The 17512-nt window shown below is 54.1% G+C and carries 16 protein-coding genes; 11 read left to right on the top strand and 5 right to left on the bottom strand.

What is annotated here, in order from left to right:
* Nucleotides 1-115: 115 nt before the first annotated feature.
* From rnm to rluB, 5 genes are all read left to right on the top strand, one after another.
* The gene (gene rnm, locus H0S68_RS13195; protein ID WP_046373391.1) at nt 116-1003 is read left to right on the top strand and encodes an RNase RNM; all 888 of its coding nucleotides are present in this window, start codon (nt 116-118) and stop codon (nt 1001-1003) included.
* 48 nt (nt 1004-1051) lie between these two features.
* Nucleotides 1052-1672: an L-threonylcarbamoyladenylate synthase gene (locus H0S68_RS13190; RefSeq protein WP_020827149.1), complete on the top strand. Its 621-nt coding sequence runs from the start codon at nt 1052-1054 to the stop codon at nt 1670-1672.
* A gap of 118 nt (nt 1673-1790) precedes the next feature.
* Complete coding sequence (locus H0S68_RS13185) at nt 1791-2150, top strand: Rap1a/Tai family immunity protein (RefSeq protein ID WP_020827148.1); 360 nt, start codon at nt 1791-1793, stop codon at nt 2148-2150.
* A 147-nt stretch (nt 2151-2297) separates the two neighbouring features.
* Nucleotides 2298-3095, top strand: a complete 798-nt coding sequence (locus tag H0S68_RS13180) for an alpha/beta fold hydrolase (protein WP_020827147.1) — start codon at nt 2298-2300, stop codon at nt 3093-3095.
* A gap of 229 nt (nt 3096-3324) precedes the next feature.
* Nucleotides 3325-4221, top strand: coding sequence for a 23S rRNA pseudouridine(2605) synthase RluB (gene rluB / locus H0S68_RS13175; protein ID WP_020827138.1), 897 nt, complete (start codon nt 3325-3327; stop codon nt 4219-4221).
* A 44-nt stretch (nt 4222-4265) separates the two neighbouring features.
* Here rluB and cobO read toward each other — a convergent pair whose 3' ends face one another.
* Nucleotides 4266-4856 (bottom strand): cob(I)yrinic acid a,c-diamide adenosyltransferase, encoded by a 591-nt coding sequence (gene cobO, locus H0S68_RS13170; protein ID WP_187961443.1) that lies wholly within the window; start codon nt 4854-4856, stop codon nt 4266-4268.
* Between the two features lie 13 nt (nt 4857-4869).
* Nucleotides 4870-5631: a YciK family oxidoreductase gene (locus H0S68_RS13165; RefSeq protein WP_020827136.1), complete on the bottom strand. Its 762-nt coding sequence runs from the start codon at nt 5629-5631 to the stop codon at nt 4870-4872.
* Nucleotides 5632-5989: 358 nt separating this feature from the next.
* Here H0S68_RS13165 and sohB point away from each other — a divergent pair, with 358 nt between their 5' ends.
* A complete protein-coding gene (sohB, locus tag H0S68_RS13160) occupies nt 5990-7036 on the top strand; it encodes a protease SohB (protein WP_020827135.1) in 1047 nt (348 codons plus the stop codon).
* 48 nt (nt 7037-7084) lie between these two features.
* On the opposite strand, the gene H0S68_RS13155 is transcribed toward sohB, so the two are convergent.
* A complete protein-coding gene (locus H0S68_RS13155; protein WP_129982764.1) occupies nt 7085-7336 on the bottom strand; it encodes a YciN family protein in 252 nt (83 codons plus the stop codon).
* 426 nt (nt 7337-7762) lie between these two features.
* Between H0S68_RS13155 and topA the strand changes: the two genes are divergently transcribed.
* Both topA and cysB read left to right on the top strand, forming a co-directional pair.
* Complete coding sequence (gene topA / locus H0S68_RS13150) at nt 7763-10360, top strand: type I DNA topoisomerase (RefSeq protein WP_020827133.1); 2598 nt, start codon at nt 7763-7765, stop codon at nt 10358-10360.
* A 360-nt stretch (nt 10361-10720) separates the two neighbouring features.
* Nucleotides 10721-11695 (top strand): HTH-type transcriptional regulator CysB, encoded by a 975-nt coding sequence (cysB, locus tag H0S68_RS13145; protein ID WP_020827132.1) that lies wholly within the window; start codon nt 10721-10723, stop codon nt 11693-11695.
* Nucleotides 11696-11800: 105 nt separating this feature from the next.
* Here the strand turns inward: cysB and H0S68_RS13140 are convergent, their stop codons facing one another.
* On the bottom strand, nt 11801-12403 hold the full coding sequence (locus H0S68_RS13140; RefSeq protein WP_410528756.1) for a hypothetical protein: 603 nt from the start codon (nt 12401-12403) through the stop codon (nt 11801-11803).
* A 318-nt stretch (nt 12404-12721) separates the two neighbouring features.
* Between H0S68_RS13140 and H0S68_RS13135 the strand changes: the two genes are divergently transcribed.
* Nucleotides 12722-12778: a hypothetical protein gene (locus tag H0S68_RS13135; protein ID WP_313771371.1), complete on the top strand. Its 57-nt coding sequence runs from the start codon at nt 12722-12724 to the stop codon at nt 12776-12778.
* Between the two features lie 307 nt (nt 12779-13085).
* Complete coding sequence (gene acnA, locus H0S68_RS13130; protein ID WP_128865181.1) at nt 13086-15758, top strand: aconitate hydratase AcnA; 2673 nt, start codon at nt 13086-13088, stop codon at nt 15756-15758.
* A 48-nt stretch (nt 15759-15806) separates the two neighbouring features.
* On the opposite strand, the gene ribA is transcribed toward acnA, so the two are convergent.
* Nucleotides 15807-16400 (bottom strand): GTP cyclohydrolase II, encoded by a 594-nt coding sequence (gene ribA, locus H0S68_RS13125; RefSeq protein WP_410529464.1) that lies wholly within the window; start codon nt 16398-16400, stop codon nt 15807-15809.
* 278 nt (nt 16401-16678) lie between these two features.
* Here ribA and pgpB point away from each other — a divergent pair, with 278 nt between their 5' ends.
* Nucleotides 16679-17449, top strand: coding sequence for a phosphatidylglycerophosphatase B (gene pgpB / locus H0S68_RS13120; RefSeq protein ID WP_130016736.1), 771 nt, complete (start codon nt 16679-16681; stop codon nt 17447-17449).
* The last annotated feature ends 63 nt before the right edge of the window (nt 17450-17512 follow it).

Genomic DNA, 17512 nt, shown 5'->3' with positions numbered 1-17512 from the left:
GCCGCAAGCGTGAATAATTTTCATCGAGCGGAACAGGCCGTCGGCCAGAATAGATTTCCGTCCTGCGGGCGAACGCGGGTATGATAGAAGGCCAAACCTTTGACGGATATTTCTTTTGACAGACAGCAGCCCCCAGCCTTCCGCCTTTACCCTGTACGATCTCCACAGCCATACCACCGCCTCTGACGGCTATTTGACGCCGGCGCAGTTGGTGCAACGGGCCGTTGAGATGCGGGTAGGCGTATTGGCGATTACCGACCACGACACCACCGAAGGTTTAGCCGCCGCAGCCGCAACCATTGCCGAGCTGTCGTTACCGCTGCAGTTGGTGAACGGGGTGGAGATCTCCACGCTGTGGGAAAATCATGAGATTCATATCGTGGGTCTGGGGATTGAAACTGCACATCCGGCGATGGTGCAATTGTTGGCCGAGCAGACTGAGCGCCGCAACCTGCGCGCACAGGAAATTGGCGTCCGGCTGGCGAAAGCACGTATTGACGGTGCATTTGAAGGCGCGCAAAAGTTGGCGGACGGTGGGGCGGTGACGCGTGGTCACTTCGCCCGTTATCTGGTGCAGATTGGCATCGCAGACAATATGGCTCAGGTGTTCAAGAAATACCTGGCCAAAGGCAAAACCGGCTACGTTCCGCCACAGTGGTGTACAATAAAACAAGCCATTGATGTGATTCATCAATCCGGCGGTCAGGCGGTGATAGCGCACCCGGGCCGTTACGACCTGACGGCCAAATGGCTGAAACGGTTGTTGGCGCACTTTGCCGAACAAGGGGGGGATGCCATGGAGGTTGCCCAGTGTCAGCAGGCACCGCATGAGCGTTCGCAACTGGCAAAGTATGCGCAGGAATATCAATTATTGGCGTCGCAGGGCTCTGACTTTCATCAGCCCTGCTCGTGGATCGAACTGGGCCGCAAACTGTGGTTACCCGGCGGGGTTGAACCCGTGTGGCGTGACTGGCCACAACCGCAGCAGGGCAAGGTCAGTTGATTTAACGTGGGCGATGCCGCCCGCGTGCATCATTTTTAGGAGCAAGTCATGAGTCAGCTTTTTTATATCCATCCAGATAACCCGCAACCGCGCCTGATCAACCAGGCGGTGGATGTGCTGCGTAAAGGTGGGGTGATCGTCTATCCTACCGATTCCGGCTACGCGTTGGGTTGCAAGCTGGAAGACAAGACGGCCATGGAACGCATCTGCCGTATCCGTCAATTGGACAGCAATCATAATTTTACCTTGATGTGCCGCGATCTGTCCGAGCTGTCTACTTACGCTTATGTCGACAATACCGCGTTTCGACTGATCAAGAACAACACCCCCGGCAACTACACGTTCATTTTGAAAGCGACCAAAGAAGTCCCGCGTCGCCTGATGAACGACAAGCGCAAAACCATCGGTCTGCGCGTGCCGTCTAACCCGATTGCGTTGGCGTTGCTGGAAGTGCTGAATGAGCCGATGATGTCGACCACGTTGATGCTGCCAGGCAATGATTTTGCCGAATCCGATCCGGAAGAGATCAACGATCATCTGGGCAAGCAGGTGGATCTGGTGATCCACGGCGGCTTCCTGGGCCAGCAACCGACCACGGTGATTGATCTGACCGAGTCCGCGCCGGAAGTGGTGCGTGAAGGGGCAGGCGACGCAACGCCTTTCCGTTGATGCATAATTACGCTGCCGCTTTTGCTCATTTTCTGAAAAGTGGCGGTAACGGCGTCATTTGCCGGTAAAGCCGCTATTCTACAATATCAAAAACTGATAATAGGCAGGATGCGTAGCAATGATTAAGCGGATTTCTCTTTTGGTGGCCATATTGTTTTCCTCTGCGGCCAGCGCGGGGTTTTATTCCGGCAGCGCCTTGCTGTCGGAAACCAGCGGCTATGTGAAAAATAAGAACGGAGCGGCTACCGTCGCCGAAGCGCTCGATGGCGGGATGTTTATGGGCTATGTGGCCGGCGTATTCGATACCTTCTCAATGCAGGGCAATCGTAGCATTTGTCCGGATGCCGGGATGAGCGTGGGGATGGCGGCGGACGCGGTGATGCAGTATTTAAATGAACACCCGGAACAGCTTCACTATTCCGCGCCTTCGGTGATTATGCTGGCATTAACCGCCGCTTATCCCTGTGAACGGCATTAATCGCGTTTATTTAGTGCGTATTTTTTCATTCGGTGCGAAGCCCCTTATTTAGCATCTATTCCAATAGATGAAACTGACGAAGGCTGTCATTTTACTGCTAATGCACAAATCCCCTTATCGTGGGGGATATGACGTTTAGGAGACAAAATGACAGCGTTTCGCCATGGCACCCTTTCTCTCGATTATCATGATTCCGGTTCAGGCCCGCTGACGTTGGTCCTGCTGCCCGGTTGGTGTGAACCAAAAACCGTATTTGCCCCCTTTACCGCACTGGCGTCGCAAAAGTATCGGGTGATCAGCCTCGACTGGCGGGGGCACGCCCTGTCTGATCGTGATGCCGGACTCTCCCTTGGCGCACAGGATCTGCTGGCAGATCTCCAGCAATTGCTGCTTGAGTTGCAAGTGGAGCGGTTTGTGACGCTGTCGGTAGCGCACGCCAGTTGGATAGCGGTGGCGTTGGCCGAAAACATGCCGCAGCAGATGCAGGGAATGGTGTTTCTCGATTGGATCATGACCCAGCCTGAGCCTGCATTTTTCGATTCCGTTCAGCAAATGCAGCGGCCTGAACACTGGCTGGCGGCGCGGGATGATTTATTCACATTCTGGCAGGGCGGTATTGAACACCCACAGGTAAAACAGCATTTGACCGTTGAAATGGCGCAGGAGGATTATCGCGTTTGGCAGGCCGCCGGCGTGGCGATTGAGCAAGCTTACAGGCAATACGGTTCGCCGCTAAACCGGCTGGGGGAATTAACCTCACCGCCTGCTTGCCGGCATATTTACTCACTGGATCGTGGCGAAGACTATTTGCGGCAACAGCAGAGCTTTGCCGCCAACCATCCATTTTTCTCGGTCGTGCGGCTGGAGAATGCCCGTACTCACCTTGGTATTCTCGAGCAGCCAGCGGCAGTGTATCGGGCGGTAGTCGATTTCCTCGATGATTAATCCGTTTTCCGAGTAGGTTATAAAGCGGGGGCAGACCCGCTTTTCAGCGAGTTCTCACGCAATCGATAGCTTTCGATAATCGACCAGACAACAAAGTGGGTTTCAACCCTATTGAAAGCCTGTATAATGCGCGGTTCGATCCAAGTAAACGTATTGTTACCGCTGTGGCGCCTGACGCCGCGACGGTCATCCCCCCGACGCCTGTGAAGGCGACACTAGAGGTTGCTCAATGAGCGAAAAGTTACAGAAAGTTTTAGCGCGCGCCGGTCATGGCTCGCGTCGTGAAATCGAAACCATTATTGAAGCCGGGCGCGTCAGCGTCGACGGTAAAATTGCCAAACTGGGTGATCGCGTTGAAGTAACCCCTTCAATGAAAATCCGTCTGGATGGTCACGTCGTTTCGGTTAAAGAATCTGAAGAAGCGGTTTGCCGCGTGCTGGCTTATTACAAGCCGGAAGGCGAATTGTGTACTCGCAGCGACCCAGAAGGTCGCCCGACGGTCTTCGATCGCTTGCCCAAGCTGCGTGGTTCGCGCTGGGTAGCGGTAGGGCGCCTGGACGTCAATACCTCAGGCCTGCTGTTGTTCACCACCGACGGTGAACTGGCTAACCGCCTGATGCACCCAAGTCGTGAAGTTGAGCGTGAATATGCCGTGCGCGTATTTGGCCAGATTGACGACGAAAAAGTGAAGCAGCTAAGCAAAGGCGTTCAACTGGAAGATGGCCCGGCGGCTTTCCGCACCATCACTTTCCAGGGTGGCGAAGGCATAAACCAGTGGTACAACGTAACCCTGACCGAAGGGCGTAACCGCGAGGTTCGTCGTCTGTGGGAAGCCGTTGGCGTCCAGGTTAGCCGCCTGATCCGTGTGCGTTACGGCGATATCGACCTGCCAAAAGGCATTCCTCGTGGCGGTTGGACCGAACTGGAATTGCCGGCGATCAACTACCTGCGCGAACTGGTTGACCTCAAGCCTGAAACCGTCAGCAAGATGCCTGTTGAGCGCGAGCGTCGCCGTGTGAAGGCTAACCAGATCCGTCGTGCCGTTAAGCGTCACACCCAGGTGGCTGGAAGCGGTCGCCGCAGTGCTGCGGGCAGCAAGCCGGGCAAACCAAGCAAACGCAGCTGATTATCACGCTGTAGCCCATTCGGGCTGCGGCGTTTTTCTTTTCGTTACCAGTCAATCCCCTGTTGTGCCTTGATACCCGCGTCAAACGCGTGCTTCACCGGCCGCATCTCGGTCACCGTATCCGCCAGCTCCAACAAATCACGATGGCAGCCACGCCCGGTGATGATCACCGTCTGGTGCGCAGGACGTTGTCGTAGCGCTTCCAGTAGCTCATCCAGTTCAAGGTAGCCGTAGCTGACCATATAGGTCAGTTCGTCCAGCAGCACCAGATCCAGGCTGCTGTCTGCCAGCATACGTTTGCCGTGTTGCCATACGGCCTGACAGGCGGCGGTATCGCTGGCCTTATCCTGTGTTTCCCAGGTAAAGCCGGTCGCCATCACCTGAAACTCGACGCCGTGCTGTTGCAGCAGATTTTTCTCACCGTTCGGCCATTCACCCTTGATGAACTGAATGACGCCAGCTTTCATCCCGTGGCCAACGGCCCGGGTCACGGTGCCAAACGCCGCAGTGGTTTTACCTTTACCGTTGCCGGTGAATACCAGCAGCAGCCCCCGCGCTACCTGAGCAGCAGCAATGCGCGCATCCACCTGCTCTTTAAGGCGCTGTTGTCGTTGTTGGTGGCGATCTTCAGCCATGATAAAGCCCCTTTTATTCGGCCGCGCCGGGTTTACGGTTAGGTTGAGCATCGAAACTCATACCGGTTTTACGGCGGCTGTCATCCCCCATCAAATAGAGGTAAAGCGGCATGATGTCAGCCGGGGTTTTCAGCTTGCTTTTGTCTTCGTCAGGAAACGCAGATGCGCGCATTTGGGTGCGAGTTCCGCCCGGATTGATGCAATTTACCCGCAGATTGCGATTTTTGTATTCATCGGCCAGCACCTGCATCATGCCTTCGGTGGCGAATTTTGACACGGCGTAGGCGCCCCAGTTGGCACGCCCGGTGCGGCCAACGCTGGAACTGGTAAACACCAGCGATCCGGCGGGGGATTTCAACAGCAGAGGCAGCAGCGCCTGGGTGAGCATAAAGGTCGCATTGACGTTCACTTGCATCACCTCGTTCCACATCGTCATTGACAGCTCGGCCATCGGGGCGATGTCACCCAGCAGGCCGGCATTGTGCAACACGCCGTCGAGACGCGGGACGCGGGTTGCCAGCTCATTCGCCACCTGTTGGCACTGCTCTTGCGTAGTATGCAGCAGGTCCAGCGTGATGGTGTAAGTGGGGGCGTCACTGAGTTTGGCGATTTCGGCCTGTACCGCCTTTAGTTTGCTTTCGGTGCGGCCCAACAGCACTAATTGTGCGCCAAATTTGGCATAGGTGAGTGCGGCTTCGCGGCCGATGCCGTCACCGGCGCCGGTGACCAGAATAATACGTTGTTGCAACAGATCCTGCTTGGGTTGGTAATGCACAATAATTCCTCGCGCCTTGGTGGCTGGTCTCCCGCTTGCATCGGGGAGGGGGTGGATTGAGGGGCCATGACAGGAGCAAAGGCTCGACCGCATGTAGGCCCCGCAGCGAATTTGGATCATCATCTTGATGAATAATCCGTGTTATATGCCTTAAATGGATCGTATTTTCAATGATTAGGCGGCAGAAACGGCATTCTTTTGTAACAAAAATGGCAGGGGGCCAGCTTGGTTAAGCCAAAACCCGCCCACATAGTAAAGAGGCCGCACAAGGAATTTTTATTTAGTCGCGACAGCCACCGCTTCGGTTGGCTAGAATGAATGAGATAGTACTAACAACCTGTTAATAAAGGCGGAATCTGTGGAGTTTATATCTGTTTACGGCCTGTTTCTGGCCAAAGTCGCGACGGTTGTGATTGCCATCGCCGCGCTGGCGTTGCTGGCGGTCAGCCTTGGGCAACGCAAAGCCCGACACAAAGGGGAACTGCAGCTTACCGACCTCGGAGAACAATACCGGGACATGCAGCGCGATATGCGTTTGGCGCGGATGGGCGAAGCGGAACAAAAGGCCTGGAGCAAGCAGTTTAAAAAGCAGACCAAAGCCGACGATAAACTGAAGAAGCAGCGTGCCAAAGCCGGAGCGGTGGAAGCCACCAAACCTTGTCTTTACGTGCTGGATTTCAAAGGCAGCATGGATGCCCATGAAGTGACTTCACTGCGCGAGGAAGTTTCCGCGGTGCTGGCCGTGGCGACGCCGCAAGATGAAGTTCTGCTGCGGTTGGAAAGCCCGGGCGGGGTGGTTCATGGCTACGGGCTGGCTTCATCGCAGTTGGCCCGTTTGCGTGCCGGCGGCATTCGCCTGACGGTCGCGGTAGACAAAGTCGCCGCCAGCGGCGGTTACATGATGGCCTGCGTGGCGGATCGCATTGTGGCCGCGCCCTTTGCCATCATTGGTTCGATCGGCGTCGTGGCGCAAATCCCGAACTTCCACCGCTTGCTGAAAAAGAATGATATCGATGTGGAGTTGCACACCGCCGGCGAGTTCAAACGCACATTGACGCTGTTTGGTGAAAACACCGAGCAGGGGCGTGAGAAGTTCCGTGAAGATCTGAATGAAACCCACGAACTGTTTAAAGAGTTTGTGCATCAGCAGCGCCCATCGCTGGATATCGACAGCGTGGCGACCGGTGAACACTGGTTCGGGACCCAGGCGAAAGAAAAAGGGTTGGTTGATGCAATTGGCACCAGTGACGATCTGCTGATTGCTGAAATGGAAAATCACGAGGTGGTGGGGGTGCGCTATGCACGTCGTAAACGCCTGATGGATCGTTTTACCGGCAGCGCGGCCGAAAGTGTCGATCGTCTGCTGTTACGTTGGTGGCAGCGCGGGGAAAAACCGCTGCTTTAAGCGTAGCGATTAAATAGCAGGGGGGCTGAACCCCCCTTTTTTTTATGCTTAATCGACCAAATGGTATTTCTCAGAAAACACGTGAGCCAGGTGTTTAAACATATTAAATACTGCGGTAGTTTTTGCCGTTGGCAATCCATCAGGATCTAAAAAGAATTCTCCGCGAAAAACTAAAACGCTGCCTTTTTGTTCAACATCGGTAGCAACCATGCCATGCAGATAATCATCGTGCTGGCGAATCAGGTTATTTGCTTCTTGCAGTAAGGTTTCACGATCAATGGGTAAGGTATTAGCGCGCATTTATTACACTCCAAACATAAATTCTGCTCATATTCTAACGTCAGTTCGCATTTATCCGCAAACAGACTAAGGTTTATTTGCCGTCTGGATGGCTAGCGGTATCTGCCGATTGGCGAAATCTGCCTTTCCGTGCTAATTAGGTTGCGTGACGCTTTTTATCAGGTACAGTGTGGGATTTTGCGGCGTCGGGTGGAAGGTTTTGTTTACGCCATAAATGAGTCTCACACAGCCATACTTCTGGGGCATGGGTGAATAGCAGGCAGGATCAACAACTTGCGTTCAGGTTGAGCAGTTAAGCAGCCAACAGAAAAAAACATGTTGATCTCTTGCCAGACTGCCGCAATATAAAAAAGAGATATGAATCGCTGCGGCACGGCGAGATAAAAGACTTCTTTTTAGAAGAAATAAAATTAGGTAAAGGTAAATATGGGTAAAGCTCTCGTAATAGTTGAGTCCCCGGCAAAAGCCAAAACTATTAATAAATACTTAGGTAATGACTACGTGGTGAAGTCCAGCGTCGGTCATATCCGTGATTTGCCGACCAGTGGCTCAGCCAGCAAAAAGAGCGCTGACTCAACCGAAAACAAAGCCAAGAAGAAAGTTAAAAAAGATGAGAAGACGGCGCTGGTAAATCGGATGGGCGTCGATCCTTACCATGGCTGGGAAGCGCAATATGAAATTCTGCCGGGTAAAGAAAAAGTTGTCGCCGAGTTAAAGTCGTTAGCGGAAAACGCTGACCACATTTATCTCGCAACCGACCTTGACCGCGAAGGGGAAGCCATTGCCTGGCACCTGCGGGAAGTGATTGGGGGTGACGACAAACGCTTTAGCCGCGTGGTGTTTAACGAAATTACCAAGAACGCGATCCAAAATGCGTTCAAACAGCCGGGTGAGCTGAATATCGATCGTGTTAACGCACAGCAGGCGCGTCGTTTTATGGACCGCGTTGTGGGTTACATGGTTTCGCCACTGCTGTGGAAGAAAATTGCCCGAGGCCTGTCTGCTGGGCGTGTGCAATCCGTTGCGGTACGGCTGGTGGTAGAGCGTGAACGCGATATCAAAGCCTTCGTGCCGGAAGAATATTGGGAATTGCACGCCGATTTGTTAGCGAAGGGCGATACCGCGCTGCAAATGGAAGTTACGCATGCCCACGACAAACCTTTCAAGCCGGTTAATCGCGAGCAGACTCACGCCGCGCTTAAACTGCTGGAAAAAGCCCGCTATACGGTACTGGATCGCGAAGACAAACCGACCAGCAGCAAGCCGGGTGCACCTTACATTACTTCCACGTTGCAGCAGGCAGCCAGTACCCGTCTGAGCTTTGGCGTGAAGAAAACCATGATGATGGCTCAGCGTCTGTATGAAGCCGGTCACATTACCTATATGCGTACCGACTCCACCAACCTGAGCCAGGATGCGCTCAACATGGTGCGGGGTTACATCGGCGAAAACTTCGGTGACAAGTACCTGCCGAAAGCGCCGAATCAGTACAGCAGCAAAGAAAACTCGCAGGAAGCGCATGAAGCTATCCGTCCTTCGGATGTGAACGTGCTGGCCGAACAGTTGAAAGACATGGAAGCGGATGCGCAAAAACTGTATCAGCTGATTTGGCGCCAGTTTGTCGCCTGCCAGATGACCCCGGCGCAGTACGACTCCACCACGCTGTCGGTTAAAGCCGCTGATTACCTGTTGCGCGCCAAAGGCCGTACGCTGCGTTTCGATGGCTGGACCAAAGTGATGCCTGCGCTGCGCAAGGGCGATGAAGACCGCACCTTGCCGTATGTAGAAGTGGGCAGCGAGCTGGAACTGCAAAAGCTGATCCCAAGCCAGCACTTTACCAAACCACCTGCACGTTACAGTGAAGCCTCGTTGGTAAAAGAGCTGGAAAAACGCGGTATCGGCCGCCCATCTACCTACGCTTCGATTATCTCAACCATTCAGGATCGTGGCTATGTGCGGGTCGAAAGCCGCCGTTTCTACGCCGAAAAAATGGGCGAGATCGTTACTGACCGTCTGGAAGAAAACTTCCGCGAGCTGATGAACTATGACTTCACCGCCCGCATGGAAGATGGTCTGGACCAGGTAGCGAACAACCACGCCGAGTGGAAAGCGGTGCTGGATGAATTCTTTGCCGAATTCAGCGAACAGCTGGAAACGGCGGAAAAAGATCCTGAAGAAGGCGGTATGCGCCCGAATCAGATGGTGATGACCAGCATTGACTGCCCGACCTGCGGTCGCAAGATGGGCATTCGTACCGCCAGCACCGGCGTGTTCCTGGGCTGTTCCGGCTATGCGCTGACGCCGAAAGAACGCTGCAAAACCACCATTAACCTGGTGCCGGAAACGGAAGTGCTGAACGTTCTCGAAGGGGATGATGCGGAAACCAACGCATTGCGTGCCCGCCGTCGTTGCCAGAAATGCGGCACGGCGATGGACAGCTACCTGATCGATAACCAGCGCAAGCTGCACGTGTGCGGTAATAACCCAGCGTGTGACGGCTACGAGATCGAAGAGGGCGAATTCCGCCTGAAAGGCTATGACGGCCCGGTAGTGGAGTGCGATAAATGTGGTTCCGAAATGCACCTGAAAATGGGGCGCTTCGGCAAGTACATGGGATGCACCAACGAGAACTGCAAAAACACCCGCAAGATCCTGCGTAACGGTGATGTTGCACCACCGAAGGAAGATCCGGTTCCATTGCCGGAACTGCCGTGCGAAAAGTCGGATGCTTACTTTGTTCTGCGTGACGGCGCAGCCGGGGTGTTCCTGGCGGCCAATACCTTCCCTAAATCGCGCGAAACCCGTGCGCCATTGGTGGAAGAACTGGCTCGCTTCAAGGATCGCCTGCCTGAAAAACTGCGTTATCTGGCAGATGCGCCGGTAACGGATGCGGAAGGCAACAAAACCATGGTGCGTTTCAGCCGTAAAACCAAACAGCAGTATGTCTCTTCGGAGAAAGACGGCAAAGCCACCGGATGGTCCGCTTTCTACATCGATGGCAAGTGGGTTGAAGGCAAAAAGTAAATTTACAGCCTGAATGCAACATGAAAAAACCAGCCCCCGTGGCTGGTTTTTTATTGGCTAAAGCCGGTGAACAGATCTATTCTTTGCTGTTTTTTCCATCCTGGCGCTGGGGTTTCGCGTTGATCGCAATGCAAAATAATCGTTACCATAGTGTGACGCGGATCTATACTTGAAGCTGTAGCGTGATATAGTGGTTATATAAAAAGTTTTTTTATGATTAAAGCTTATTAGCAACGGCGGTTTCTTCAGCATCTGAGTGAAACACTGTGTTCATGGCTTATTAGTTTTCAGCATACCGGGGCGACACCGATATACCTGGCTGCGGCTCAACGCAGTGTTTAACCTAGGATGGTATAAGATATGAAATTGCAGCAGCTTCGTTACATCGTGGAAGTGGTTAACCACAACCTGAATGTCTCCTCGACGGCAGAAGGGCTTTACACCTCACAGCCCGGCATCAGTAAGCAGGTACGGATGCTGGAAGATGAGCTGGGTATCCAGATTTTCGCCCGCAGTGGCAAGCACCTGACTCAGGTAACGCCAGCAGGATTGGAAATCATCCGTATTGCGCGTGAAGTTTTGTCCAAAGTGGATGCGATCAAAGCCGTCGCCGGCGAGCATACCTACCCGGACAAAGGCTCGTTGTACGTGGCGACCACCCACACCCAGGCGCGCTACGCGCTGCCTAACGTCATTAAAGGCTTTATTGAGCGCTATCCGCGAGTCTCTCTGCACATGCATCAGGGATCGCCGACGCAAATTGCGGAAGCCGTCTCCAAAGGCACGGCAGATTTCGCCATTGCCACTGAAGCGCTGCACCTCTACGACGATTTAATCATGCTGCCGTGCTATCACTGGAACCGCGCGGTAGTGGTGAAACCCGATCATCCTTTAGCCGGTAAAAGCCACATTACCATCGAAGAACTGGCAGCTTACCCGATCGTGACCTATACCTTCGGCTTCACCGGCCGCTCTGAGTTGGATACGGCATTCAACCGTGCCGGACTGACACCGCGCATCGTATTTACGGCTACCGATGCCGACGTGATTAAAACATACGTGCGTCTGGGCCTTGGGGTGGGTGTGATCGCCAGCATGGCGGTGGACCCGATACAAGACCCGGATCTGGTGACGGTGGATGCTCGAGATATCTTCACCTACAGCACCACCAAAATCGGCTTCCGTCGCAGCACCTTCCTGCGCAGCTATATGTACGATTTTATCCAGCGTTTTGCGCCACACCTGACGCGTGACGTGGTCGACAACGCGGTTGCACTGCGTTCCAACGAAGAGATCGAAGCGATGTTCAAGGACATCAAGCTGCCGGAAAAATAAGCCGGTAATCTAACGACTAGCAAAAAGATTTATGCAGCAGGAGAGGCACGTTCTCTCCTGCTTTCCCCTCTTACTGACTTTCTCCATTCAGGCTTTAGCGCTCAGTTAACCGCCTTTTGCCAGTTTACGCTGTACTGAAAGCAGGGTGCGCCGTCGGATCCACCCGCTGGCGGGACGGATCATCGCCCAATAGCCGGCAAGCCGCGCTTTAACCTGCGATGTCGGGCACCAGATAAAGGTTTCGGTACGCAGCATAGCGAGCCCGGAAGCCTCCGGGATAACCTTAAAACGCAACACCAGTTTTGCGGCTTTCTGGTCGTTAAATTGGTGAAAATCCTCTGCAGTTGCCAGTTTATTGACGCCCAACATAGGCCGCCAAAAACGCCCGGCCAGCCCAAGCGAGACTTCATGGCTGTCCTGATGGAGCAGGGTAAAGGTGTCGAAGCCAAAGGCCGCTGGCGGCGTGGTGAGCTCGGTTTTGAAGAGCCGTTGGCGCACCGTACCCGGCAGTTGGCGTAGCATCAGCAGCCTGCGGATGATCGGGTCTTCCGCCATATCCAGTGATAACACCGCTTGAATAATGGCTTCGGGTGCAGCGTCGATAGGTTCTGACTGGTGTTTTTCATAAAAACTGAACGCGGGAAGATAAGCCGAAGCATCTTGCCAGCCTCGACACTCTTGTTCACTGACGAATCCCAAAAATGCCACTGCGTCTCCTTAAGCTTAAATTATGCCTCCACCACCGTCGAAAAGTGTAGACCTGGACGCGGGAGTATTGCCGTTGGATCTCGGCCGGCAAACAGTTTGCATTTTATGCCATGTCCCGACGAGATTTAAACCTGCTGAATATTAAGCCTTTTTCAGTGTTGGTACGAGCGCCATATTGAGGTGGAAATGCCTGGCATGAGATTTCCCTGATATGGCCGTCGTTCAATGTGATCCATAATCCCCCTCTGTTTGTTTGGATACAGGGATGTTGGTGTGAACGATAAGGACATTAGACGTAAAGCTTGGCAAGCCGTGTTCATGATCAGTGGTTTGTTCTGGCTGTTGGTGGGTTCATTGGTCTGCTGGTTGATCTAAGCCCCTGGCCTAAATAAATCCCATCCCGTAGAAACCTTCATTTTTTGACCTTTCCTGACTCGCCGTGTTTGCCAAGACGGGAGGGTAATCCCTTCCTTTGGTCTTGCCTGTGCCACATATCCGACCAGTTTAGGGTCGTTTCCGCGCTAATCCGCTGCCCGAACAAGTACTTACCTCCGTTGATTGTTCTTGCCTATCGTTATGATCAAAACGTGTTGTTATCAAAACGTTACGTCATCTTTGTGTTATCTTTAAATAAGACCTCAGTGATTACCCTGTTTTAGACATAATAAGAAATGGAGGAGCTATGTCGTCCGATCTTCGTGAAACGAGTATGGATAAGCTGGTGGCGCTCAATACTGAGTATGGCTATTTCAGCCTGCCATTGGCGGCAAAACAGTTGGGCAACATCGACCGACTGCCAAAATCAATGAAAGTACTGTTGGAAAACTTGCTGCGCCATGTGGATGGCGACACCGTGCAGGTTGACGATCTGAAAGCTATTGTTGGCTGGTTGCAAACGGGCCATGCCGATCGTGAGATTGCCTACCGTCCGGCCCGCGTGCTGATGCAGGATTTTACCGGAGTGCCTGCGGTCGTAGATTTGGCTGCGATGCGTGAAGCGGTGCAGCGGTTAGGCGGGAACGTTGACCAGGTCAACCCGCTGTCACCGGTCGATTTGGTGATTGACCACTCGGTCACCGTTGATGAGTTCGGCGATGACGACGCTTTTGAAGAAAACGTGCGCATTGAAATGGAGCGCAACCACGAGCGTTACACCTTCCTGCGTTGGGGGCAAAAAGCCTTTAACCGCTTCCGCGTTGTGCCGCCGGGCACCGGTATCTGCCACCAGGTCAACCTGGAGTATCTCGGCCAAACCGTATGGCACACGGACGAGAGCGGGCAGCGTATCGCTTACCCGGATACCCTGGTCGGTACCGATTCTCACACCACCATGATCAACGGTCTGGGCATTCTGGGCTGGGGTGTGGGCGGTATTGAAGCCGAAGCGGCGATGTTGGGTCAACCGGTGTCTATGCTGATCCCTGACGTGGTGGGCTTTAAACTGACCGGTAAGCTGAGCGAAGGCATTACCGCCACCGATCTGGTGTTGACCGTGACCCAAATGCTGCGAAAACACGGCGTGGTGGGAAAATTTGTCGAGTTTTACGGTGACGGCCTGGCAGACCTGCCGTTGGCCGACCGGGCAACCATTGCCAACATGTCGCCAGAGTTTGGCGCGACCTGCGGCTTCTTCCCGGTGGACGAAGTGACGCTGGGTTACATGAAACTCAGTGGCCGTAGCGACGAGCAAATCGCACTGGTAGAAGCCTATGCCAAAGCGCAAGGCATGTGGCGTAACCCGGGCGATGAACCGGTGTTTACCAGCACGTTGGCGTTGGATATGTCGACGGTGGTCGCCAGCCTGGCAGGGCCGAAGCGCCCTCAGGATCGCGTGGCGCTGCCGGACGTGCCTAAGGCGTTCAACGCCGCGACAGAACTCGAGATCGGCAATCAGCATCGCAAGTCCGAATTCAAAACCTTCACTTTGAACCAACAGCAGCATGAGCTGCATAACGGCGCGGTGGTTATCGCGGCCATTACTTCTTGCACCAACACCTCGAACCCCAGCGTAATGATGGCAGCCGGCCTGTTGGCGAAGAACGCGGTTAACAAAGGTTTGCGAACCAAGCCTTGGGTGAAAACCTCGTTGGCACCGGGGTCCAAAGTGGTGACTGACTATTTTGACAGCGCCAAACTGACCTCCTACCTGGAGGAACTCGGTTTTAATCTGGTCGGTTACGGCTGTACCACCTGTATCGGTAACTCCGGGCCATTGCCTGATCCGATCGAGCAGGCGATTAAAGAGGGTGATTTGACCGTAGGGGCGGTGCTATCCGGCAACCGTAACTTTGAAGGTCGTATCCATCCACTGGTTAAAACCAACTGGTTGGCTTCACCGCCGCTGGTGGTCGCTTATGCGCTGGCTGGCAGCATGAAGATTGATCTGACCAAAGAGCCTCTGGGCGAAGGTCACGACGGGCAGCCGGTCTATCTGAAGGATATCTGGCCGAGCAGCAAAGATATTGCCCAGGCGGTGGAAGAAGTTCGCACTGAGATGTTCCATAAGGAATACGGCGCGGTATTTGACGGTGACGCCAACTGGCAGTCGATTCAGGTTGCCGGCTCGGCCACCTACCAATGGCAGGGCGATTCTACCTATATCCGGCATCCGCCATTCTTCAGCACCATGAAGGTGAAGCCGGATCCGGTGCAGGATATCAAGGATGCGCGCATTCTGGCGATCCTGGCCGACTCGGTGACCACCGACCATATCTCTCCAGCGGGGAATATCAAGCGTGACAGCCCGGCGGGACGTTATCTGAGCGATCATGGCGTTGCGGCGCAGGATTTTAACTCCTACGGCTCTCGCCGTGGTAACCATGAAGTGATGATGCGTGGCACCTTTGCCAATATTCGTATCCGTAACGAAATGGTGCCGGGTGTCGAAGGGGGCTACACGCGCCATATTCCGTCGCAGAATCAGTTGTCGATCTATGACGCCGCCATGCAGTATCAACAAGAAGGCGTGCCGTTGGCGGTGATTGCCGGTAAAGAATACGGTTCAGGCTCCAGCCGTGACTGGGCGGCGAAGGGGCCACGGTTGCTGGGTGTTCGGGTGGTTATTGCCGAATCCTTTGAACGTATTCACCGTTCTAACCTGATTGGGATGGGCATTCTGCCGCTGGAATTCCCGGCAGGCGTGACGCGCAAAACGCTGGGGCTGAGCGGTGACGAGCAGATCAGCGTCAGCGGGCTGCAAACGCTGCAGCCGGGGCAGACGGTGCCGGTACATATCACCTATGCCGACGGGCGCAAGGAAGTGGTGAATACCCGTTGTCGTATCGATACTGGCAACGAGCTCACTTACTATGAAAACGACGGTATCCTGCACTATGTGATCAGGAAAATGCTGTAATAAAAAAGGGCGCCTTATTCGGCGCCCTGATTTTTTCCCGCAGGGAAATTACTTCTGGTCCAGCAAATGGCCCATTTTGGCTGCCTTGGTGGCCAGGTAACGTTCGTTCTTCGGATTGCGGCCAACGATCAGCGGCACGCGCTCGGTGATGTTGATGCCGGCTTCCGTCAGGATCTCAACCTTTTTCGGGTTGTTGGTCAGCAAGCGTACCGCATCCACGCCCAACAGCTTGAACATGTCGGCGCACAGGGTGAAGTCGCGCTCATCGGCGGCAAAGCCCAACTGATGATTGGCCTCTACCGTATCAGCGCCTTTGTCCTGCAATGCATAAGCGCGGATTTTATTCAGCAAACCGATATTGCGACCTTCCTGACGATGGTAGAGCAGGATACCGCGACCTTCTTCTGCGATATGCTCCAGCGCAGCTTCCAACTGAAAACCGCAGTCGCAGCGCAGGCTGAATAATGCATCACCGGTCAGACACTCAGAATGTACGCGTGAGAGTACCGGCATCGCGCCAGAGATATCACCGAACACCAGCGCCAAATGGTCGTGTCCGGTAGCCAGTTCTTCGAATCCTACCATCAGGAAATCGCCCCAAGGTGTTGGCAATTTGGCCTCTGCCACCCGTTTAAGCTGCATGTTGCTCTCCACAAATACATCCGATTCAATCATGGTTGCGCATCCTACTTCCGGTTCGGTGAACTGACCAGTATTAAAATGCGCAACGACGATCGGCATTTCGTTAATTATCGGCTATTTTGCCATAACTTCTTGCCCTGCGGTGCTCAGCAAACCAGCATCCGGCGTTTTCAGCCAACTATTATTGCGATAGGTTTTTTATCTGTTTAATTTTTAGAGTGTTATCGATATTGCAAGATTGTTACACTGCAAATTGGCTTAAGCAAAGGACGATAGGAATGTTTGAGATAGCAAAACGTACGGCCGCAGGGGCAATAGTTCTGTTGCTGATGCCTTTGGCGGTGTGGCTTTCCGGCTGGCAATGGCAACCGGGGGGCGACGGACGCCTTCTGAAAGGTCTGTACTGGCTGACCGAAACGGTCACTTCCCCCTGGGGCATTATCACCAATATCATTCTTTGCGCCTGGTTCCTGTGGTGCCTGCGTTTTCGCATCAAGCCGGCCATTGGCCTGCTGGTGCTGCTCAGCGCGTCGATAATGATTGGCCAGGGCGTGAAGTCCTTTATCAAGGACCGGGTACAAGAGCCACGGCCTTTCGTGCTGTGGCTGGAATCAGCCCATCAGATTGATGAAAAGTACTTCTACTCACTCAAGCGCAAAGAGCGGGGGGCGTTGGTCAAAGAGCAACTGCAGGACCAGCCGCTGGTGCCCGTATGGTTGCGCGAACATTGGCAGTTTGAGACCGGTTTTGCGTTTCCTTCGGGCCATACCATGTTTGCCGCCAGTTGGGCGCTGCTGGGCGTGGGGTTGCTGTGGCCGCGTAGGCATTACAAGACCGTGGCGATACTGATGGTTTGGGCAGTAGGGGTGATGGGGAGCCGTTTGTTGCTGGGGATGCATTGGCCGCGTGATCTGGCGGTGGCGACCTTGATCAGTTGGCTGTTGGTGACCCTGGCCTGTTGGCTGGTGCAACGCTGGTTCGGGCCTTTGACACCGCCTCCGCAGGAGCAACAGGAAATTGCGGAAAGAACCCTGACCCATAAGCATTAGGTGACCGCGTCACTTTTAACGGCGTCGGGATGGCGCCGTATTAACCGCTTACATAAGACCTTC

The sequence above is a fragment of the Serratia sp. AXJ-M genome (assembly GCF_046531865.1).
GTDB lineage: Bacteria > Pseudomonadota > Gammaproteobacteria > Enterobacterales > Enterobacteriaceae > Serratia > Serratia liquefaciens.
The sequence above is the reverse complement of the archived record's forward strand: the minus strand, read 5'-3'. Positions and strand labels throughout refer to the sequence as shown.